The following is a 19,697-nucleotide window of genomic DNA, read 5'->3' on the forward strand; positions in this document are numbered from 1 at the left end:
AACCAGGTGATGACCACGACGGCCGTAACCAGCATGATCTCGAAGAACAGCACCACGGCAACGAGTGTAGTTCTTCGATCGCCGGGCTATCCCCAGGCGGCCTCGCCGGAAAGCCGGAGAAGCCGGGTCAGGCGATCTTGACGTCGACCTCGTGGATACCCGCACCCGACGGGGACACCACGGCGTCACCGTTACCGGCCGCCGACAGCGCACGCACTGTCCAGGATCCGGGTGCGGCGAAGAACCGGAAGTCACCGGTCGCCGACGCGACGACCTCGGCGGTGAACTCGTCGGAGGAGTCCAGCAGGCGCACGAACGCGCCGCCGACCGCCTGGCCGGACCCGTCCACGACCCGGCCGGTGATCACCGTTTCCTTCTCCAAGTCGACGCTGGCCGGCAACGTCTGTCCTTGTTTCGGTGCAGAGCACATGTCAGTTTCCCAACTCGATCGGGGCCCCCACCAGGGAGCCGTATTCCGTCCAACTGCCGTCGTAGTTCTTGACGTTCTGATGTCCGAGCAACTCGTGCAACACAAACCAGGTGTGCGACGAGCGCTCACCGATCCGGCAATAGGCGATGGTCTCCTTCGATCCGTCCAGGCCGGCGTCGGCATACAGCTTGGCCAGCTCCTCGTCGGACTTGAAGGTGCCGTCCTCGTTGGCGGCTTTGCTCCACGGCACGTTGATCGCGCCGGGGATGTGACCGGGCCGCTGGCTTTGTTCCTGCGGCAGGTGCGCAGGCGCCAGGATCTTGCCGGAGAACTCATCGGGGGAGCGCACGTCGACCAGGTTCTTGGCGCCGATGGCCTCGATGACCTCGTCGCGGAACGCCCGGATGCTGTTGTCGGGCTGCTTTGCGGTGTAGCTGGTCGCCGGCCGACTCACCTTCTCGGTGGACAGCGGACGGCCGTCCAGCTCCCACTTCTTGCGGCCGCCGTCGAGCAGCTTGACCTTCTCGTGGCCGTACAGCTTGAAGTACCAGTAGGCGTACGCGGCGAACCAGTTGTTGTTGCCGCCGTAGAGCACCACGGTGTCGTCGTTGGAGATGCCGCGGTCACTCAGCAGCTTGGAGAATTGCTGCGCGTCGACGAAGTCACGCCGAACCGGGTCCTGCAGGTCGGTGCGCCAATCCAGTTTCACGGCCCCGGCGATGTGGCCGGTGTCGTAGGCGCTGGTGTCCTCATCGACCTCGACGAAGACGACCCCAGGTGTGTCGAGATTGCTCTCGGCCCAGTCGGCGGAGACTAGGACGTCTGAGCGTGCCATGGTGTCGATCCTTTCGGTTGATTACGCAGATGCGCGACGAGCGGGTAGAGCTGACAGCCCAGGCAGATGCCGAAGGCTGCGTTGAGGAAGGCCGCGCTCAAGGCGGCGGCGGTGGCGACGATTCCCAGCAGCGCGACGCCGGCGGCGAACCCGGCCACCCCGACCGCGGCGAACACGAATCCCAGCAGCTGCGCGAACTTCAGCGGGGGCGCGGGCTCGCGCTCGGAGACCGGACCCAGCCGCGGCGCGACGAGGGAGGCGAAGATCACACCATAGGGGTGGCGGCGCGGCCCCGCCCAGGCGCCGATCGCGAAGACCAAGGCCTGCGCGCCGAGGATGACGGCGGCGGCCGGCACATGGAATCCCGCGACGATCAGCGTGCTCACCAGCACCGCGGTAGTGACCCAGGCGACAAACCGCGGACCGCGGACGTCCACTTGGGCGCTTGCGGTGGTTTCCGGTGAAGTTCTGGACATATAGCTGCTCCTGTTTGACAAACGGAAGGGGTGGAGGCACGCCGAAATGGCTGCTCCGAGAGCGGCGCGAGACGGCGCTACTCAGCAGCTACAACAACAGCAGCAGCCCGCGGTACGGCACAGATCGACTGCGCGACGCTTGGTGAGCACAAGCTCGAGGCGGGCTAACACGTCGGACAGCTTACCTAATGTTGCGATGCTCAAGCCAACAGCGGTGCCAGCGCCAGGCGCAGGTCGTCGGCTCTGAGAACACCGGTGGCACGGAAACGCTGCTGGCCGTCCCGGTCGAAGACGAACGTCGTCGGCAGCGACATCACCGAAAAACGGCGTGCCGCAGCCGGGTTCGCGTCCATGTCGATCTCCACGTGCGCAACCCCGCCAAGGTCGCTGCAGACCTGGCTGACCACGCGGCGCACTCGTTCGCACGGCGCGCACCACGGCGCGCTGAAGTGCACCACGGTCGGACCATCCGGCGACAAGCCGAGGTCGCTGATGTCGGGGCCGGTCGTCGGGTCGATGCTCCGGACGACCCCGGCGCGGCGGGTCAGCAGCCATCCGAGGGCGGCTGCGAATGCCAGCGCGGCCGGCACTGCCACCAGCGCAGTAGTCATGATCGGTTGAACTCCTCGAGGGTGATCGTTACTCCCTCGGTGATGCCTTCGATGATGACGTCCGAGCCGCGCACGCCCATGCTGGTCGGCGCCACCCGAAACGGGAGCCGCTGGTCGGGCAGCTGCTGGTGGAACGCGGCGAGGACCGCGGCGCGCTTGTCCTCGGGCACCTTCTGGTTGGCGGTGTTGGGCCCGGTCAGCACACCGGTCGGAGTGAACACCAGCGTCGTGCGGTCCTCGCCGGCGACGGACAGATCCACCGCGACGCTGACCCGCTTGTTGAACTGGGCCGATTTCGGAGTGCCGGTGAACACCAGCCCACGGTTGCCGGAAATACCCGATTCGGTGGTGCCGCCGGTGTTGTCGTTGGTCTCCTGCGGTGGCGCCTCGACCATCAAATCGGTGATGCCCATATACCGACCCAGATGCGTCGAGTCGATGATGATTCGGCTCTCCAGTTTGCCGACCGGGAGCTTCGCGTCCGGCCGGATCAGCCAGGACGCGTCATTCAGCCCGATGGAGTGCATGGTGGCTTCCAAGGTGGCCTTGCCCACCCTGGGATGGTCGACGGCGTTGGCCTTGATCTCCAGCTCGTCGTAGTGGCGCCGCATGGCCTGTGGAATCACCGGGAAACCCAGGATCGCGACAAACGGGTCCGACCCCAGCTGCGCGGTGTCGCGCAGTGTGCGCGACAGCCGGTATTCGGCATAGATCGTGGTGCCGAAGTCCACCCCGATCGCGCCGAAGACCACCACGGCGACGACGACCCCGATCGCCGCCGCCGCGACGAACACCCTGCGCATCCGCATATTGTCGCCCACCACCGCACTGCGCTGCGTCTGCATCGTCGCCGGGCGAAACACCAGGTGGCACGTTATCGTTAAATGACCTGGCCGCTAACTAGACATTTCGCCTGACTCTGGGAGACCCTTTCCCATGACGCCGGAGGGGCTCGTTTGGATCTACTGCTGCTGACCGCGGACCCGAATTCAGACTCGGTCCTGCCGTCGTTGTCGCTGCTCGCCCACAGCGTGCGAACAGCGCCTGCCGACGTGTCGTCGCTGCTGGAAGCCGGCAGCGCGGACGTCGTGCTGGTCGATGCGCGCAACGATCTGCCTGCGGCGCGGGGGCTGTGCCGGTTGCTGGGCACGACGGGCCGGTCGATCCCGGTCGTGGCGGTGGTGAGTGAAGGCGGGCTGGTGGCGGTCAACCCCGACTGGGGACTCGACGACATCTTGCTGCCGAACACCGGCCCCGGCGAGATCGACGCGCGGCTGCGGCTGCTGGTCGGCCGTCGCGGGGGACCCGCCGACCAAGAGAGTGCGGGCAAGATCAGCCTGGGTGAGCTGGTCATCGACGAAGGCACCTACACCGCGCGGCTGCGCGGGCGTCCGCTGGACCTCACCTATAAGGAATTCGAGTTGCTGAAGTACCTGGCGCAGCATGCCGGGCGGGTGTTCACCCGCGCGCAGCTGCTGCACGAGGTGTGGGGGTACGACTTTTTCGGCGGCACCCGGACCGTCGACGTGCATGTGCGACGGCTGCGGGCAAAGCTCGGACCGGAGCACGAATCGTTGATCGGCACCGTGCGCAACGTGGGGTACAAGGCGGTCCGGCCGGCCCGCGGCAGGCCACCGGCGCCTGACTCGTCCGACGAGGACGAATCCGATCTGGAAACGAACGAAGACACGCTGGTCGACCCGTTGCGCACCCAGTGACAAGCTGGCGTGCGAAGCTGACCGCGGACGAGCAGCGGCAGTTGCGTGAGCTAGTCAGGGCGGCAACCGATTTCGATGGAGTAGCCCCGGTCGGCGAGCAAGTACTCAGAGAGCTCGGTCATCAACGGACCCACCATTTGGTGGTCAAGGATGCCGCCGAGACCGTCGTCGGTTATCTGAATCTCACTGCACCGCAGGACGAAACGCCGGGCATGGCGGAGCTCGTGGTTCATCCGCAGGCACGCCGACGCGGCATCGGCTCGGAGATGATACGTGCCGCGTTAGCGAAAACTGAAGGGCGAAACCGATTTTGGGCGCATGGAACGTTGGAGGCGGCGCGGGCGACCGCATCGGCTCTGGAGCTGGTGCCCGTTCGCGAACTCATCCAGATGCGGCGCGATCTCAGCGACGTCGAAGAACCGGCGCTGCCTGCCGGGTTGCGCCTGCGCACTTACACCGGACCTGCTGATGACGCCGAACTGCTGCGGGTCAACAACGCCGCATTCGCCGAGCACCCGGAACAAGGCGGCTGGACGCAAGCCGATCTGGACGAGCGCCGCAGCGAGCCGTGGTTCGACCCCGATGGATTGTTTTTGGCCTTCGACGAGCCGACCGGGCGCCTGTTGGGCTTTCATTGGACCAAGGTGCACTCTGATGACTTGGGCGAGGTCTACATCGTCGGTGTGGATCCGTCGGCTCAGGGTCGTGGCTTGGGTGCGCTGCTGACCTCGGTGGGCGTTGCGTACCTGGCGCGGCGACTGTCCGCCGCGACCGACCCCACGGTGATGCTCTACGTGGAGTCGGACAACACCGCCGCGCTGCGGACCTATCGGAATTTGGGCTTTGTCCAGCACAGCGTCGACACCGCTTACGCGGCAAGTGTTGCGTGAGCTGTTCAGCGGGCGTTAACGTCCCATGCGGATGCTGTCTACCGCCAGCGCATACGGTCCGTGCGCCCGGGCACGCTCGCAGCGGGGCTTTTTCAGTGGCGGAGAAGGCGATTGGGAAAGCGAGATCGGTGGCGCTGAATAGGGTGAGCAAGGTCGTTGTCGCGTTGATTTCGACGGCGGCGATCACGGTCCCAGGGGTGGCCGGCTGCGGCACGGACGACAACCTGGACGCGGCCGAGATCCCGGCCGGCGAGGAGGCCTGCGCCGGCAAAGACTCGCTGACCGGTGAGGGGTCGACCGCTCAGCAAATCGCCATCGCGTTGTTCAATCAAGCCTGGGGCCGCATGTGTCCGCACAAGAACGTCTCGTACAACCCGACCGGGTCGGCTGCCGGGCGTGAGCAGTTCGTCGCCGGCCGTGTCGATTTCGCCGGCTCGGACTCGCCGTTGAGCCGCAGCCAGGCCGACTCGGCGGTCAAGCGCTGCGGCGGTAATCCCGCATGGCATCTCCCGCTGGTGTTCGCACCGGTAGCGGTGATCTACCACCTCGACGGCGTCAACCCCTTGGTCGTCAACGCCGACGTGCTGGCCAAGATCTTCACCGGGGTCATCACCAAGTGGAACGATCCACAGATCGCGGCGCTCAATCACGGCGTGGCCCTCCCCGACACCGAGATCGCACCGATCTACCGGTCGGACTCCTCGGGCACCACCGACAACTTTCAGCAGTACCTGGCCGCGGCGGCTCCGCAAAGCTGGACCAAAGGCGCCGGCACCGAGTTCCAGGGTGGCGCGGGCGAAGGCGCGCAGAAGTCCGCCGGTGTGGTGCAGGCCGTCAAGACCACGCCCGGTGGCATCGCGTACGTCGAGAAGAGTTCGGCTGAACCCGCCGGCATTCCGTATGCGCAGATCGACGGCGGCGGTGGTCCCGTCGCGCTCACCGACGACGCGGCCCGCAACGCGATCGACAACGCCAAGTACGTCGGCACCGGCAACGACCTGAAGCTGGACCTCGACTCGATTTACGGCACCAAAGAGCCCGGCGCTTACCCGTTGGTGCTGGCGACCTACGAGATCGTGTGCTCCAAGAGCGCTGACCCGGCTACCGGCAAGGCGGTCAAGGCATTTCTGGCCACCGCCGCCGAGTACGGCCAAGAGCGTCTTTCCGCCGCTGGCTACGTCCCGTTGCCGGATGTGTTCAGGGAGCGTCTCATCGCGGCGATCAATGCGCTTGACTGATTGATGCAGCGACGATTGGGACTTCCGTGACGACGCCGAATCCGTCCGAGACAGGCTCGGGTGACCTCATCCCCACGCCCGTTCGCCGACCGTTGTCCGCATCCCCCATCCCGCGGCGGCGCGGGACGGCGGGGCTGCTGATGGATCGACTGTTTCGTGGCCTGGCCGAGGGGTCGGGGTTTCTGCTCGTGCTGCTCGTCGCCGCGATCGGGGTGTTTTTGCTGTGGCGGGCCATCCCGGCGTTGGAACGCAACAAGGAAAATTTTTTCACCTACGGCGGCAACTGGATCACCACCGACAACTCCGCGATGCACTTCGGCATCGCCGATCTGGCGCAGGTGACGGTGTTCGTCGCGTTGGTCGCGCTGATCCTCGCCATGCCGGTGGCATTGGGCATCGCCATTTGCCTCACCCAATACGCGCCGCGACGGCTGGCGGCGCCGCTGGCCTACATGGTCGATCTGCTCGCGGCGGTGCCGTCGATCATCTACGGCGTGTGGGGCCTGTACGTGCTGGCGCCGCGCTTGCGGCCGATCGCGACGTGGCTCAACCACCACTTGGGCTGGTGCTTTTTGTTCGCCCACGGCAATGTGTCGGTGGCCGGCGGTGGCACCATCTTCACCGCCGGGATCGTGCTGGCGGTGATGATCTTGCCGATCATCACCGCGGTCACACGCGAGGTGTTCGCCCAGACCCCGCAAGCGCACATCGAGGCCGCGCTGGCGCTCGGCGCGACCCGCTGGGAAGTGGTCAAGACGACGGTGCTGCCGTTCGGGCGTTCCGGCTACATCAGCGGTGCGATGCTCGGTCTGGGCCGCGCGCTGGGGGAGACCGTGGCGCTGCTGATCATTTTGCGCGGCACCCAATCAGCGTTCGGCTGGTCGCTGTTCGACGGTGGCTACACCTTTGCCACCAAGATCGCGGCCACCGCGCTGGAGTTCAACGACCAATACAAGGCCGGGGCGTACATTGCCGCCGGACTGGTGCTTTTCCTGCTGACCTTCGTGGTCAATGCGGTGGCCCGGGCCGCGGTGGCCGGTAGGGCAGGCCGATGACGTCGATACTGGACCGTCCGGTCAAGGCACGCACGTTCGCCGGCACCAGCCTGCGGCGTCGAGCCGCCGACAAGGTTGCCACCGTGTTGGTGACGCTGTCGGTGCTGGTCGCGCTGGTGCCGCTGCTGTGGGTGCTGTCTGCGGCGGTGGCCAAGGGATTCGGCGCGATCACATCCACGGTCTGGTGGACACACTCCCAAGCGGGCTTGACGGCGTTCATCACCGGTGGCGGCGCCTATCACGCGATCGTGGGCACCGTGCTGCAGGGCCTGGTGTGTGCCGCCATCGCCATTCCGATCGGCGTGTTCGTAGCGATCTACCTGGTCGAATACGGTGCGGGCACGGCGATGGGCAGGCTGACGACGTTCATGGTCGACATCCTCACCGGGGTGCCTTCGATTGTGGCGGCATTGTTCATCTATGCGCTCGCCGTTGCGACCCTGGGGCTTTCGCGTTCCGGATTCGCCGTGTCGCTGGCGCTGGTGCTCTTGATGCTGCCGGTCATCGTGCGGACGACCGAGGAAATGCTGCGAATTGTGCCGTTGGACTTGCGCGAAGCCAGCTACGCATTGGGCGTCTCGAAATGGAAAACCATTGTCCGGATCGTGATTCCGGCCGGGCTGTCCGGCATCGTCACCGGCATCATGTTGGCGCTGGCGCGGGTCATGGGCGAAACAGCTCCGTTGCTGATCCTGGTGGGTTACTCGCAGGCCATCAACTTCGACATGTTCAGCGACTTCATGGGTTCGCTGCCCGGTATGATTTATGACCAGACCTCGGCTGGCGCCGGCACAAACCCCGTGCCGACCGACCGACTGTGGGGCGCTGCGGTGACACTTATACTGCTGATCGCCGTGATCAATGTTGGGGCAAGGGTGGTTGCCACGATTTTTGCGCCTAAGAAGTTCTAGCTAGGAGCGTGCGGTGGCTAAGCGATTAGACCTCAAAGACCTCAACATCTATTACGGGTCTTTCCACGCGGTCGCCGATGTGTCGCTTTCGGTTCTGCCGCGCAGTGTGACGGCGTTCATCGGTCCGTCCGGATGTGGCAAAACGACGGTGCTGCGCACCCTCAACCGCATGCACGAAGTCATCCCGGGCGCCCGCGTGGAGGGCACCGTCTTGCTCGACGACGAGGACATCTACGCTTCGGGCGTCGATCCGGTCGGTGTGCGCCGTGCAATCGGAATGGTGTTTCAGCGGCCAAACCCCTTCCCGACCATGTCGATTCGCGACAACGTGGTGGCCGGGCTGAAGCTGCAGGGCGTACGCAACCGCAAACTGCTCGACGAGACAGCGGAACATTCGCTACGCGGCGCGAACCTGTGGGATGAAGTCAAGGACCGGTTGGACAAGCCGGGCGGCGGGCTGTCCGGGGGCCAGCAGCAACGGTTGTGCATTGCACGGGCGATCGCCGTGCAGCCCGATGTCTTGTTGATGGACGAGCCGTGCTCGGCGTTGGACCCAATTTCGACCTTGGCGATCGAGGACCTGATCGCCGAGCTCAAGCAGGACTACACCATCGTCATCGTCACGCACAACATGCAGCAGGCCGCCCGGGTGAGCGACCAGACCGCATTCTTCAACTTGGAAGCCGTCGGCAAACCCGGTCGGCTGGTTGAGATCGACGAGACCGAGAAGATCTTCTCCAACCCGACGCAGGCAGCCACCGAGGACTACATCTCCGGTCGCTTCGGCTAGCCCGCTACGGGGGAGTCGTGTCTCCGTCGGGGAATCTGCCGGTGGCCTGGAAGATGACACGGCGGGCCACTTCCACGGCGTGGTCGGCGAAGCGCTCGTAGAAACGGCCCAGCAGGGTGACGTCGACCGCAGCGGCCACACCGTGCTTCCATTCCCGGTCCATCAGCACGGTGAACAGGTGCCGATGCAAGTCGTCCATCGCGTCGTCTTCTTCGCGGATGCGCGCCGCCTTCTCCGGGTCGCGCGACAGCAGCACCTCCTGGGCGCTCTTACCCAACTCGACTGCGATGCTTCCCATCTCGGCGAAATATCCGTTGACTTCTTCGGGCAAGGCGTGCTGCGGGTGGCGTCGACGGGCGATCTTGGCGACGTGCAGTGCCAGCGCGCCCATCCGGTCGATATCGGCGACCATCTGGATCGCGCTGACGATCGCGCGTAGGTCACCGGCCACCGGCGCCTGCAGCGCCAACAGCACGAACGCGCTCTCCTCGGCCTGCTTGCTCAGCTTTGCGATCTTCTCGTGGTCGGAGATCACCTGCTCGGCCAACACCAGATCGGCTTGCAGCAGTGCCTGCGTCGCGCGCTCCATGGCAATCCCGGCCAGCTCGCACATCTCGCCGAGTTGCTCGGACAACGCCGAAAGCTGCTCATGGTAGGCAACCCGCATATCCCAAGACTACGTTCTCGACGGCAAATGCCGCTGCAAGGTTGCCTCGGTAGCGCTACTCGCAGGTGGTGTCCGCCGCGTTCGTCACCGTCAGATCCTCGGGAAGCTTGGTCGGTGTGCTGCTGCTGTTGCGCTCGATCTGCACATTGACCGGCGAGCCGCTGGGCGGGGGAGTCTTCACCGCTGAGAAATCCGGGCCAAGAATCACTTGCACCACTTGCCCGATTCCAGTGACCCGCTCCACTTTTGATTTGCCAAGCGCCGCCGCCACCGTCGCGGCCGCTTGTTCGTTACCCGGTGCGAAGCGCACCGTGGTGGAACTCACCGTGGTCGGGTAATCGTCGGGCGTCATGACGTTGAACCCGTTCTTTTCCAGCTGATTGCTGGCGGTGGTCGCCAGTCCCGACGTGCCGGTCGAATTGGAGACCTGCACGGTGACCTCCTCCGGCTCGGTGGTCACGGCCTGCATCTGCTCGGGGTGGGTGCCCGACGGGGCCGGCGTGGTGGGCTTCGATTTGGTCGCCGGACCAGCTGTGGGGTTCTTGTCGCTCTCGCCTGGCAGCGGCTCGTCGTTGATGATCGCGTCGAACAGCGCCCGCATGTCGGCCTTGCGTGGCGGCTCGTTGCCGTCCTCGTCGGTTTCGCCGGTCGGCACGGTCACGAATGTGATGCGCCCGGCCGACACGCCCTGCACCGACTGGCCGAGGTCGACGAGGTCCTTGGTCTTGACGTTGTCGACGTAACTGTCGGCGATGAACATGTTGACGACGTTGTTGAGCTTGTTCATCGAGAAGAAGGTGTCCCTGGAAATCAGGGACCGCAGCAGCGACGACAGGAACCGTTGCTGGCGCTTGATGCGACCGTAGTCGCCGTTGTTCTCCGTGGTGACGTTGCGAGCCCGCACGTAGTTCAGCGCCGTCGCCCCATCGATGACCTGGCGACCGGCGTGGTCGAGCACCGTGCCCAGCTCGTAGTCCTTCAGCGGGGTGGTGGTGCAGACTTCGACACCGCCGAGGGCGTCGACCATCTTGGCGAAGCCGGCGAAGTCGATGGCTATGAACCGGTTGATGGACAGACCGGACAACTTCTGGATCACCTTCACCAGGCACTTGGGGCCGCCGAACGCGAAGGCGGAGTTCAGCTTTGTCTCGGTGTAGACGTACTGGGAACCATAGGTTTTGGTGTCCTCGTCGTAGAGCGGTCCGTAGGCGCCGGTGTCGGGGTTCCAGGCCTCGCACTTGATCGGGGTGATGGCCAGATCGCGTGGAAACGACACGGCGACAACGCGTTTACGGTTCGCCGGGATGTTGACCAGCATCACGGTGTCCGATCGAGCGCCCCCGGCGTCTTCGGTGTCGCCCGCACCCATCTGGCTGTTTTCCCCTGCCCGCGAGTCGACACCCACGATGAGGAAGTTCTCGTCGCCGTATTGGGCGTTGGGGTCGACGATGTCGCGGGAATGCGGATCGAGCGCACTGATGGTGTTGAGGCGGTTGTTCTTAGAGGCGCTCCACTGGTATGCCCCGCCGGTCAGGGCCAGCGACAGCGCGGCGATCAAGGCCGCCACCGTGCGCCCGGCCACCAACAGTGGGCGGCGCTTACGTTTCGGGGCGGGCGCCGGCTTCTCGGTGGCTGTGGTGCCGGCGATCCGCACGGGCGGCACCCGGTCGGATGCCTTCGGCAACACGACGGTTCGGTCGGAGTCGACGACGCGCTTGGGCCGGTGCACGGCGTCCAAGTCAGGAAGCTCGGATCCATAAGCTGACGACATCGAAATGTCGTAAGCCGCGTCGAGGTAGTCGCTGTGTTCGGGCGGCTCGGCTTCTGGCGCTGCGCGACGATGGCTGTGACCGGGCGTGGCGGGGCCACCGACCTTGGCGATCAGCTCGGCGACGGTGAGCCCGCCTTCGGTATGCGATCCGGTCGGCTCGCCGTCGTCTCCCGGCCCTGCAGCCGGCCGGTCAGCTTCGATGACGGAGACCGCACCGCGGGCCGGGCGGTACGCCCCGAAGCGCTCCCACGGCGCTGCGCCGAGCGATCGGCGCGCACCGTGGCTAAGCGCTACCTCGTCACCGTCGGCGCCCGAGGTGTGGGCACGGTCAGGAGTGGCGTTCTTGCCGTCACTCATGTCCTACCGGCCTCCGGAACTGGCGATGAGATGCCTTTGACTGGTCCTGCGCATACACCGCATACATCAGGTACATCAGGGCAGTGTCAGACGGTGGCAACACTGCAACCCGCGCTTCCCCCCGAGCCCACCGAAGCGCGCTGCAACAAGTTCCACATCGTATCGAGACATTGGCGAAAACGAAATGTCGAGGGGGTCTCGGTTCAGCCACCGGAATGCATAACGTCCGCGCCGGCCGGCACCGTGCAGTCGTCGCGATCGTCGAGCCAGCCATCGGGTAACGCCACCCGGGCCGGGGAGCCCTGCCGGCCCCGCGGGCCGCTGGCGGTCTCGGGGAACGGGACGGTGACGTCGAGCCGGCTCAGCAAAGCGTCGAGTTCATCGAGCGTCCTGACCAGCGCCAACGCCCGCCGCAGCTCCGATCCCGCGGGAAATCCGTGCAGATACCAGCCGATGTGCTTGCGGATGTCCCGCATCCCCTTGTCTTCGCCGAAATGCTCGGCCAGCAACACCCCGTGCCGGCGGATGATCTCGGCGACGTCCCCGAGCGTGGGGGCAGCCGGCGGCGGGCTGCCGGTGAACGCGGCCGACAGCTCGGCGAACAGCCAGGGCCGCCCCAGGCAGCCGCGGCCGATAACCACCCCGTCGCAGCCCGTGGTGGCCATCATTGTCAGCGCGTCGCTGGCGTCGAAGATGTCTCCGTTGCCGAGCACCGGGATTGTGCGCACCTGCTCCTTGAGCGCGGCGATCTGCTCCCAGTCCGCCGCCCCGGAGTAGCGCTGCGCCGCGGTACGGGCGTGCAGCGCAACCGCCGCAGCACCCTCGGCTTCGGCGATGCGCCCGGCGTCCAGATGAGTGTGGTGCTCGTCGTCGATGCCGACGCGGAACTTGACCGTGACCGGGATGTCGGTGCCCGCGGTCGCGCGCACGGCCGCCGCGACGATCTGGCCGAACAGGCGGCGTTTGAACGGCAGTGCCGCCCCGCCGCCGCGACGGGTCACCTTGGGCACCGGGCAGCCGAAGTTCATGTCGACGTGATCGGCAAGGTCCTCCTCGGCGATCATCTTGACCGCCGCGTAGGTGGTGGCCGGGTCGACGGAGTAGAGCTGAAGCGAACGCGGTGACTCCCCGGGGGCGAACGTCGTCATGTGCATGGTGACCGGATGACGCTCGACCAGCGCGCGCGCCGTCACCATCTCGCAGACGTAGAGTCCGCTGACCGTCCCGACCAGTGACTGTTCGAGCTCACGGCACAGCTTGCGGAACGCGACATTGGTCACGCCGGCCATCGGGGCCAATACCACCGGGCTGGCCAGCTCGATGGGCCCGATACGCAACGCTGGCTACCGCCGGCTCAGGGTCAGCTTGCCGGCGGTCTGATGCAGTTCGAATGCGGTGACCTTCTTGCCGGTGCGGGCTTCCCGCTCGAGCTGACGCTGTTTGGAGACCTCGAACTTGTCGCAGGCCACCTCGAGCTCCTTCATCAGCACCGCGAGATCGTCGCGCAGTCGGGCGGCTTCGCCGGTGAAGTCCTCGCGGTCGAAGATGCGCCACTTCTTCAGTACCGGCGTGACGACTTCGTCGAGGTGAATGCGCGGGTCGTACACACCACCGACGGCGATCATCACCGCTTTACGGCGGAACTCCGGCACGGTGAAACCGGGCATCTTGAAGTTACGCAACACCCGATGCAACGACTTCATCGCCTTGTTCGGCGCGAGCTCGATCCCGGCTTCGGACAAGTCTCGATAGAAAATCATGTGCAGGTTCTCGTCGTGCGAGATCTTGGCCATCAGCTGATCGGCGACCTTCTCGTTGCACGCCTTACCGGTGTTGCGGTGTGACACGCGGGTCGCGAGCTCCTGGAAAGTGACATAGAGGATCGAGTCGAAGATGTTCTCGCAGAACAGGTCTCCCTGCTGGTTCTGGCCCGGGCTGAACCCGCGGTTGACCACCTCGATGCGTAACTTCTCCAACTCCACGGGGTCGACCGCGCGGGTCACCACCAGGTAGTCGCGCAATGCGATGCCGTGCCGGTTCTCCTCGGCGGTCCAGCGGTTCACCCACTGCCCCCAGGCGCCGTCCATACCCATGGACATCGCGATCTCGCGGTGATACGAGGGCAGGTTGTCCTCGGTCATCAGGTTCTGCACCATCGCCACCTGCGCGACGTCGGAGAGCTGCGACTGTTCGGGGTCCCAGTCCTGTCCGCCCAGCGCATAGAAGTTCTTGCCGTCTGACCACGGGATGTAGTCGTGCGGATTCCAGCTCTTGTGCATGCCCAAGTGCCGATTGAGGTTCTTCTCCACGACCGGCTCGAGATCGCGCAATAGGTCCAGGTCTTGAGGATCCGGCACAGCGCCTCCCAGTTATCTGTGTCTGGCGGTTGCGGTCAATATATCTGTGTACACCAGTAGCATCAAGTTTGCCGCTGCAATTCGGGTTGCAATTCAGGTTGCAGTTCAGTAGCTGGAAGCCCGGCTCAGCAGCATCTCGACGCAAAAGTCGATGAACTGCGTGCGGGTGGCCGCCAATCGCCCATCCAGATATGCGGTGAACAGTGCGGTCAGGCCGCCGATCAGGCTGGTGGCGACCATGCTCTGCAGCACCGGGTCGGCGATTCTGGTCAACTTGCGCTGCAACAACTCGATGAAGCTGGGCATCCACTCCGCACCGGAGCGGGTCAACACCGGTTCCACGCCTGGTGCCACCAGTAGCACGCGCCCGCGCACCGGGTCGTCGACCATCAACGCCACGAATTGCTCGACTGCCTCCCGCGGCGTTTTGGCTGACGTCAGTGTTGCCATCGCTCGGGTGCAGACGTCGTCGTAGACGGCTCGCACGAATTCGTCGCGGTCGGTGAAGCTTTCGTAGAAGTAACGCTCGGTCAGCCCGGCCTCGCGGCACACTGCGCGAACGGTTACTGCCGGACCACTTTGGGCGCCAAGCAATTTCACGCCTGCGGCGACCAGTTTGTCGCGACGCAGCGCTTGGCGATCCTCGAGCGGAACCCCGGACCAGCGGCCTCGTCGTTGACCGGACCGCACATCCCTCCTAGAGTCGATAATGACAACGCACGTAGTCAGAGTGGCTGACAACGACAGGGAACTTCATCAGTGATTCAACATACGTCTACGACGTACCCGCTGACCAGCGACAGCGAACCCGCCGGTGCAGTCGCAGCCGGCTGCCCGGTATCACCGTCGGGGTATGACGCGCCGCCGGAACCGCTCGGGCCCGACTCGCTGACGTGGAAATACTTCGGCGATTGGCGCGGCATGTTGCAGGGCCCGTGGGCCGGCTCGATGCAGAACATGCACCCGCAGCTGGGTGCGGCGGTTGAACAGCATTCGACGTTTTTTAAGGAGCGCTGGCCGCGGTTGCTGCGGTCGCTGTACCCGATCGGCGGCGTGGTCTTCGACGGTGACCGCGCTCCGATGACCGGTGCCGAGGTGCGCGATTACCACACCGAGATCAAGGGGGTGGACGCTCAGGGGCGTCGCTATCACGCGCTCAACCCGGATGTCTTCTACTGGGCGCACGCCACCTTCTTTGTCGGCACGTTGATCGTGGCCGAACGGTTCTGCGGCGGCATCACCGAAGCCGAAAAGCGGCAGCTGTTCGACGAGCACATTCAGTGGTACCGGATGTACGGCATGAGTATGCGACCGGTGCCGAAGAGCTGGGAGGAATTTCAGGCTTACTGGGACCACATGTGCCGTGAGGTGCTGGAGAACAACTACGCCGCGCGCGAAGTGCTCAACTTGACCGAGTTGCCGAAACCGCCTTTCGCGCAATGGCTTCCGGAGTGGCTGTGGCGCGCGCAGCGCAAGCTGTTGGCGCCGTTCTTCGTCTGGTTCACGGTCGGTCTCTACGATCCGCCGGTGCGCGATTTGATGGGTTACACCTGGTCGAATCGAGACGAGTGGTTGCATCGCCGGTTCTGCGATGTCGTGCGTCTGGTTTTCGCGCTGGTGCCCCCGCGCTACCGCAAGCATCCCCGGGCCCGGGCCGGATGGGATCGCGCCACCGGCCGCATCCCGGCTGACACGCCGTTGGTGCACACGCCCGCGCGCAATCTGCCGCCGATCGACGAGCGTGACAACCCCAAGCACTACTGCCCGGCGGTGTAGCACGCCTTAGCAGTGCGCGTGGTCGTGGGCTTCTTCCAGGCCCACCTGATGCACGTGCTCATGGGTGTGCTCGGTGCCGTCGTCGTGGGCATGGGCATGCTGGTGTTCGACGTGGTCATGGTCGTGGGCGGTGTGAGCGTGCGTGTGATTGACGCCGCCGTGCTCATGCTCGTGCGAATGCGGCGTTTCGTGAGCGTGGTCGTGGTGGGACATGGCTATCTCCTTTGCTTGCTCCTTTTTTCAGCGACGATCTGCAATCCGTCGTTGCGGTGATGTCGCGGCACTCCGGGCCCGGCATGCTCGGCGTTGAAGACGGCGTCGGTGACCAGCTGGCGCACGTGCTCGTTTTCCAGGCTGTAGTAGATCGTGGTCCCGTCGCGGCGGGTCCGCACCAGGCGCGCCATCCGCAGCTTTGCCAGATGCTGGGAAACCGACGGAGCCGGCTTGCCCACATGCTCGGCGAGCTCGGTGACCGACATCTCCCGGTCGGCAAGCGACCACAGCACCTGCACGCGGGTGGCGTCGGCCAGCATCCGGAACACCTCGACCACCAGGCTGACCTGATCGTCCGGCAGCCGGACAGGCTCGTTATCTGCATGCATACGCAAATAATAATAAAGTGGCGGATCGCCGTCCAGGCCGATCTCGCGTCCGCGTCAATATGTAGCTCATCTATATTGTTGAGAAGTCGAGATGGGAGTACCCGATGCGCACCGAAAGCGACAGCTGGGATCTGGCAACGAGCGTCGGGGCGACGGCGACGATGGTCGCGGCTCAACGGGCGCTCGCCACGTCGGCATCGTTGATCGACGACCCGTTCGCCGCGCCGCTGGTGCGGGCCGGTCGGCTACGACGTCTACACCCGGCTGATCGACGGCAAGATCCCGGTCACCGAGGACTCCGAATTCGACCCGAGCCGGATGGCCCGCAGCATGGCGGTACGGACCCGGTTCTATGACCAGTTCTTCGACGAGGCGGGCCAGGGCGGCGTTCGGCAGGCGGTGATCTTGGCGGCCGGTCTGGACGCCCGCGCGTACCGCTTGCCGTGGCCGGCGGGCAGCGTCGTCTACGAGATCGACATGCCCGAGGTCATCGAGTTCAAGACCGCCACGTTGAGCAAGCTCGGCGCCGAGCCGACCGCGCAACGCCGGACCGTGGCCGTCGACCTGCGCGACGACTGGCCGGCGGCGCTTCGGGCCGCCGGGTTCGACACCGGCGCCCCGTCGGCATGGAGCGCCGAAGGGCTGGTGGTCTACCTGCCGCCGGAGGCGCAAGACGCGCTGTTCGACAACATCACCGCGCTAAGCGCTGCCGGTAGTCGGCTGGCCGCCGACATCGTCCCGGACACAACGGTTTTCGCCGATCCGCAGTGGCGATCCCATCACGAGCGGATGAGCGAGCTCGGTTTTGACATCGACTTCAACGACCTCGTCTACCACTTCGAGCGCAGCCACATCATCGAGTATCTGAGCGGGCATGGCTGGCAGGTGTCGCACCGCACGGTCGCGCAGCTGCACGCCGACAACGGTTTCGTGTACCCCGACGACGAAGTTGCGGCCGCGTTCGCCGATGTGACCTACCTGCGCGCCGTGCTGCACTAGTGCAGTTGCGGCAGGACCCTGGTGCGGTAGAAGTCGATGGCCGCAACGGGGTCGGACTGCGGGAAGTGCATGAATGGTGTTGCGCCGGCGTCGAGAACGGCCTGTACGGCGTTGACGTGGGTGGCCGGATCGGTTCCGGTCGTCCAGCGTTTGGTCACCTTGTCCAGCGGATTGGACGCCGCCGCGCGCTGGATCTCGACCGGGTTGGGCTGGTCGACCGCACCGCCGGTGAACCGCCACAGCTCCGCGGCGCGGTTGATCTCCGCCTGGTCACCGACGACCGCGAACATCTCGGCCCGCTTGCCCATGGCGGCCGGATCGCGCCCTGAATCCCGGGCGCCCCGGTTGAAGGCGCTGACGAGCTTGGAGTTTTTGACGTCGCCCGCCTGGCAAATCCAGCCGTCGCCGAACTGCCCGGCCAGACGGGCGCTTTTGGGGCCGCTCGCGGCGACGAAGATGGGCGGGGGCGACGGCGGCACGTCGTAAATCTTGAGCTGATTAGTTTGAAAATACCTGCCCTGAAACGAGATTCGCTCGCCGCTCCAAAGTTGCCGGATCAGTTGGATGGCTTCGACCAGCCGGTCGTGGCGTTCTTGATAGGGCCCGAATTCGGTGGTGGCGGCTTGTTCGTTGAGCCGCTCGCCGGTGCCCACGCCGAGGAAGACCCGGCCGGGGTGGAGCACCGCGAGCGAGGCGAAGGCGTGCGCGACGGTCGTCGGGTGATACCGATAAATGGGGCAGGTGACCCCGGTGCCGAACGGGATGTGGCTGGTTCGCTCGCCGACCAGCGCCAGGGTGATCCAACCGAACATCGAATGGCCCTCGTTGTCCTGCCATGGCTGGATGTGGTCACTGGCCCACAGGTAGCGGAATCCGGCCTGTTCGGCCGCCTGCGCCTGCTCGACGAGCTGGGCGGTGCCGAACTGCTCGTGCGAGAGCACGAAGCCCACCTCCGGGCCGGAGGCGGGCGGCGGGCCGGTGGGTGCGTTTTCGGGCTCGCCGCTGCAGGCACTCGCCAGAGCAGCGGCGCTCATCCCCGCCGCGACTAGCCCAAAGGACCGTCGTGACATTCCTCTCATGGCGCCTGTCATGGCCCCGGAATACCCGGAAACGGGCGACGGCGCTACTCAACCGAGGTCATGGGGCTATTTGCGGCTATTTGCGGTGCCCCCACCAGGACTCGAACCTGGGACCTGCGGATTATCAGACCGAATGTCCTGCAACATCATTCGGAAAACCACGCCGCATGAGCACGGCGACGCCCTGCAAACAAAAACTGAAAGGTTCCTGTGACTTAACTGTGATCCAAAGCGGTAGCGAAAAGACTAACGCGAAAGATTCACTTGCACGCATGTTGAGCAAGTATCCCTTGTTGCAGGAATGGCAGCTGTGGCAGCATGCCGCCCGAAAGTCCGAACGCACCATCGTCGAGCGCCTGCGAGTGATCGCGATGTTCGCCGAGGAGACGGGATGCGCACCCGCCCGCGCCCAGGCGCCCGACATCATTCGCTGGCTTGGCCGCCACACCGATTGGTCACAGGCAACCGCGGCCACCTACCACAGCTATCTGCGTGCCTGGTTCAGCTGGCTGACGATCATGGACCACCGCCCTGACAACCCGATGGTCAAAATCGGATCACCGCGGTACCCCGATCGCGCACCGCGACCAGTGTCCGACGATGGCCTAGTGCGGCTGCTTGTCACTCCCATGCACCATCGCACCCGCGTGATGATCCTGTTGGCCGCGCTGGCTGGGTTGCGCGTTCACGAAATCGCGAAGGTGCGTGGCGAAGATGTCGACGTTTGTCGGCCGGCGCTCCATGTGGAAGGTAAGGGCAATCGCCATGCGTGGCTTCCGATGCACACATTGCTGGTCGATGCCGCGGTGACGATGCCTGCCAAAGGGTGGTGGTTCCCGGCTAACCGACGCCGGCTCGGACATCCGGTGCATGCGAAGTCTGTCAGCGACATCATCGGTAACGCCATGCGGCGGGCCGGTGTGCGGGGCACCCCGCACAGCTTGAGGCACTGGTACGGCACCACGTTGCTCGACGACGGTGCGGACCTCCGAACGGTGCAGGAGTTGTTGCGTCATCGTTCGTTGGCGACGACGCAGATTTACACGAAGGTGTCCGACGAACGGCGAGACGAAGCGATCGGTCGCCTGGACCCGTTCCGTGGAGCGGCCTGACTGCGCGGATTTATACTTCCGTC

At 65.2% G+C, this 19,697-nt stretch carries 22 protein-coding genes and 1 pseudogene; 9 read left to right on the forward strand and 14 right to left on the reverse strand.

Translation table 11 applies throughout. The features are described 5' to 3' along the window. Positions 1–127: 127 nt before the first annotated feature. The 6 genes from MSP7336_RS08795 to lmeA all read right to left on the reverse strand — a co-directional run bounded on the left by MSP7336_RS08795 (position 128) and on the right by lmeA (position 3,161). Complete coding sequence (locus tag MSP7336_RS08795; RefSeq protein ID WP_069395795.1) at positions 128–430, reverse strand: DUF1416 domain-containing protein; 303 nt, start codon at positions 428–430, stop codon at positions 128–130. Between the two features lies 1 nt (position 431). Beyond that, positions 432–1,265: a sulfurtransferase gene (locus MSP7336_RS08800; RefSeq protein WP_069395796.1), complete on the reverse strand. Its 834-nt coding sequence runs from the start codon at positions 1,263–1,265 to the stop codon at positions 432–434. After that, the gene (locus tag MSP7336_RS08805; protein WP_113963520.1) at positions 1,244–1,741 is read right to left on the reverse strand and encodes a DUF4395 domain-containing protein; all 498 of its coding nucleotides are present in this window, start codon (positions 1,739–1,741) and stop codon (positions 1,244–1,246) included. Before MSP7336_RS08805 ends, MSP7336_RS08800 begins: the two co-directional genes overlap by 22 nt. 81 nt (positions 1,742–1,822) lie before the next feature. Then, on the reverse strand, positions 1,823–1,912 hold the full coding sequence (locus MSP7336_RS24650; protein ID WP_372507691.1) for an Ms5788A family Cys-rich leader peptide: 90 nt from the start codon (positions 1,910–1,912) through the stop codon (positions 1,823–1,825). A gap of 29 nt (positions 1,913–1,941) precedes the next feature. Then, the gene (locus tag MSP7336_RS08810; RefSeq protein ID WP_069395798.1) at positions 1,942–2,352 is read right to left on the reverse strand and encodes a thioredoxin family protein; all 411 of its coding nucleotides are present in this window, start codon (positions 2,350–2,352) and stop codon (positions 1,942–1,944) included. Continuing rightward, a complete protein-coding gene (gene lmeA, locus MSP7336_RS08815) occupies positions 2,349–3,161 on the reverse strand; it encodes a mannan chain length control protein LmeA (protein WP_113964840.1) in 813 nt (270 codons plus the stop codon). The genes MSP7336_RS08810 and lmeA overlap by 4 nt, the downstream gene beginning before the upstream one ends. Positions 3,162–3,308: 147 nt before the next feature. On the opposite strand from lmeA, the gene MSP7336_RS08820 reads away from it, so the two are divergent. The 6 genes from MSP7336_RS08820 (at position 3,309) to pstB (ending at position 8,954) form a co-directional block, all read left to right on the forward strand. Next, complete coding sequence (locus MSP7336_RS08820; RefSeq protein WP_069395799.1) at positions 3,309–4,070, forward strand: winged helix-turn-helix transcriptional regulator; 762 nt, start codon at positions 3,309–3,311, stop codon at positions 4,068–4,070. Continuing rightward, positions 4,067–4,960: a mycothiol synthase gene (mshD, locus tag MSP7336_RS08825; protein ID WP_113963521.1), complete on the forward strand. Its 894-nt coding sequence runs from the start codon at positions 4,067–4,069 to the stop codon at positions 4,958–4,960. The genes MSP7336_RS08820 and mshD overlap by 4 nt, the downstream gene beginning before the upstream one ends. A gap of 143 nt (positions 4,961–5,103) precedes the next feature. After that, positions 5,104–6,198 carry a phosphate ABC transporter substrate-binding protein PstS gene (gene pstS / locus MSP7336_RS08830; RefSeq protein ID WP_113963522.1) on the forward strand — a complete coding sequence of 365 codons (1,095 nt, stop codon included), beginning with the start codon at positions 5,104–5,106 and terminating at the stop codon, positions 6,196–6,198. Between the two features lie 92 nt (positions 6,199–6,290). Then, positions 6,291–7,253: a phosphate ABC transporter permease subunit PstC gene (pstC, locus tag MSP7336_RS08835; RefSeq protein WP_425325768.1), complete on the forward strand. Its 963-nt coding sequence runs from the start codon at positions 6,291–6,293 to the stop codon at positions 7,251–7,253. Further along, on the forward strand, positions 7,250–8,164 hold the full coding sequence (pstA, locus tag MSP7336_RS08840; protein ID WP_069395803.1) for a phosphate ABC transporter permease PstA: 915 nt from the start codon (positions 7,250–7,252) through the stop codon (positions 8,162–8,164). The genes pstC and pstA overlap by 4 nt, the downstream gene beginning before the upstream one ends. Positions 8,165–8,177: 13 nt before the next feature. Then, positions 8,178–8,954, forward strand: coding sequence for a phosphate ABC transporter ATP-binding protein PstB (gene pstB / locus MSP7336_RS08845; RefSeq protein WP_069395804.1), 777 nt, complete (start codon positions 8,178–8,180; stop codon positions 8,952–8,954). Positions 8,955–8,958: 4 nt separating this feature from the next. Here pstB and phoU read toward each other — a convergent pair whose 3' ends face one another. The 5 genes from phoU to MSP7336_RS08870 all read right to left on the reverse strand — a co-directional run bounded on the left by phoU (position 8,959) and on the right by MSP7336_RS08870 (position 14,796). After that, positions 8,959–9,621 carry a phosphate signaling complex protein PhoU gene (gene phoU / locus MSP7336_RS08850; protein ID WP_069395805.1) on the reverse strand — a complete coding sequence of 221 codons (663 nt, stop codon included), beginning with the start codon at positions 9,619–9,621 and terminating at the stop codon, positions 8,959–8,961. 55 nt (positions 9,622–9,676) lie between these two features. Beyond that, positions 9,677–11,749: an LCP family protein gene (locus MSP7336_RS08855; protein ID WP_113963524.1), complete on the reverse strand. Its 2,073-nt coding sequence runs from the start codon at positions 11,747–11,749 to the stop codon at positions 9,677–9,679. A gap of 203 nt (positions 11,750–11,952) precedes the next feature. After that, the gene (gene dusB, locus MSP7336_RS08860) at positions 11,953–13,086 is read right to left on the reverse strand and encodes a tRNA dihydrouridine synthase DusB (RefSeq protein ID WP_069395807.1); all 1,134 of its coding nucleotides are present in this window, start codon (positions 13,084–13,086) and stop codon (positions 11,953–11,955) included. Positions 13,087–13,092: 6 nt separating this feature from the next. Next, positions 13,093–14,106, reverse strand: coding sequence for an acyl-ACP desaturase (locus tag MSP7336_RS08865; RefSeq protein ID WP_069395808.1), 1,014 nt, complete (start codon positions 14,104–14,106; stop codon positions 13,093–13,095). 105 nt (positions 14,107–14,211) lie between these two features. Continuing rightward, the gene (locus tag MSP7336_RS08870) at positions 14,212–14,796 is read right to left on the reverse strand and encodes a TetR/AcrR family transcriptional regulator (RefSeq protein WP_113963525.1); all 585 of its coding nucleotides are present in this window, start codon (positions 14,794–14,796) and stop codon (positions 14,212–14,214) included. Positions 14,797–14,865: 69 nt separating this feature from the next. On the opposite strand from MSP7336_RS08870, the gene MSP7336_RS08875 reads away from it, so the two are divergent. Then, positions 14,866–15,882 carry an oxygenase MpaB family protein gene (locus MSP7336_RS08875; RefSeq protein WP_113963526.1) on the forward strand — a complete coding sequence of 339 codons (1,017 nt, stop codon included), beginning with the start codon at positions 14,866–14,868 and terminating at the stop codon, positions 15,880–15,882. Between the two features lie 6 nt (positions 15,883–15,888). On the opposite strand, the gene MSP7336_RS08880 is transcribed toward MSP7336_RS08875, so the two are convergent. Further along, positions 15,889–16,095, reverse strand: a complete 207-nt coding sequence (locus MSP7336_RS08880) for a zinc transporter Slc39a7 (RefSeq protein WP_069395811.1) — start codon at positions 16,093–16,095, stop codon at positions 15,889–15,891. 2 nt (positions 16,096–16,097) lie between these two features. Then, complete coding sequence (locus MSP7336_RS08885) at positions 16,098–16,484, reverse strand: ArsR/SmtB family transcription factor (protein ID WP_069395812.1); 387 nt, start codon at positions 16,482–16,484, stop codon at positions 16,098–16,100. A 104-nt stretch (positions 16,485–16,588) separates the two neighbouring features. Here MSP7336_RS08885 and MSP7336_RS08890 point away from each other — a divergent pair. Then, a pseudogene (locus tag MSP7336_RS08890) lies at positions 16,589–17,483 on the forward strand (class I SAM-dependent methyltransferase). Here the strand turns inward: MSP7336_RS08890 and MSP7336_RS08895 are convergent. After that, the gene (locus MSP7336_RS08895) at positions 17,480–18,562 is read right to left on the reverse strand and encodes a F420-dependent hydroxymycolic acid dehydrogenase (RefSeq protein ID WP_113963527.1); all 1,083 of its coding nucleotides are present in this window, start codon (positions 18,560–18,562) and stop codon (positions 17,480–17,482) included. The pseudogene MSP7336_RS08890 and the gene MSP7336_RS08895 overlap by 4 nt on opposite strands. A 272-nt stretch (positions 18,563–18,834) precedes the next feature. Between MSP7336_RS08895 and MSP7336_RS08900 the strand changes: the two genes are divergently transcribed. Next, positions 18,835–19,674 carry a tyrosine-type recombinase/integrase gene (locus MSP7336_RS08900; RefSeq protein ID WP_280524363.1) on the forward strand — a complete coding sequence of 280 codons (840 nt, stop codon included), beginning with the start codon at positions 18,835–18,837 and terminating at the stop codon, positions 19,672–19,674. Positions 19,675–19,697: the final 23 nt, after the last annotated feature.

The sequence above is a fragment of the Mycobacterium shimoidei genome (genome assembly GCF_900417275.1).
GTDB classification, from domain to species: Bacteria; Actinomycetota; Actinomycetes; order Mycobacteriales; family Mycobacteriaceae; genus Mycobacterium; species Mycobacterium shimoidei.

Excerpts from the sequence above, each read along its gene's own strand:
- MSP7336_RS08795 (WP_069395795.1), bottom strand. The coding sequence starts at position 430 with ATGTGCTCTGCACCGAAACAAGGACAGACGTTGCCGGCCAGCGTCGAC.
- MSP7336_RS08800 (WP_069395796.1), bottom strand. The coding sequence starts at position 1,265 with ATGGCACGCTCAGACGTCCTAGTCTCCGCCGACTGGGCCGAGAGCAAT.
- MSP7336_RS08805 (WP_113963520.1), bottom strand. The coding sequence starts at position 1,741 with ATGTCCAGAACTTCACCGGAAACCACCGCAAGCGCCCAAGTGGACGTC.
- MSP7336_RS08810 (WP_069395798.1), bottom strand. The coding sequence starts at position 2,352 with ATGACTACTGCGCTGGTGGCAGTGCCGGCCGCGCTGGCATTCGCAGCC.
- lmeA (WP_113964840.1), bottom strand. The coding sequence starts at position 3,161 with ATGCGGATGCGCAGGGTGTTCGTCGCGGCGGCGGCGATCGGGGTCGTC.
- pstA (WP_069395803.1), top strand. The coding sequence starts at position 7,250 with ATGACGTCGATACTGGACCGTCCGGTCAAGGCACGCACGTTCGCCGGC.
- phoU (WP_069395805.1), bottom strand. The coding sequence starts at position 9,621 with ATGCGGGTTGCCTACCATGAGCAGCTTTCGGCGTTGTCCGAGCAACTC.
- MSP7336_RS08855 (WP_113963524.1), bottom strand. The coding sequence starts at position 11,749 with ATGAGTGACGGCAAGAACGCCACTCCTGACCGTGCCCACACCTCGGGC.
- MSP7336_RS08880 (WP_069395811.1), bottom strand. The coding sequence starts at position 16,095 with ATGTCCCACCACGACCACGCTCACGAAACGCCGCATTCGCACGAGCAT.
- MSP7336_RS08885 (WP_069395812.1), bottom strand. The coding sequence starts at position 16,484 with ATGCATGCAGATAACGAGCCTGTCCGGCTGCCGGACGATCAGGTCAGC.
- MSP7336_RS08895 (WP_113963527.1), bottom strand. The coding sequence starts at position 18,562 with ATGAGAGGAATGTCACGACGGTCCTTTGGGCTAGTCGCGGCGGGGATG.
- MSP7336_RS08900 (WP_280524363.1), top strand. The coding sequence starts at position 18,835 with ATGTTGAGCAAGTATCCCTTGTTGCAGGAATGGCAGCTGTGGCAGCAT.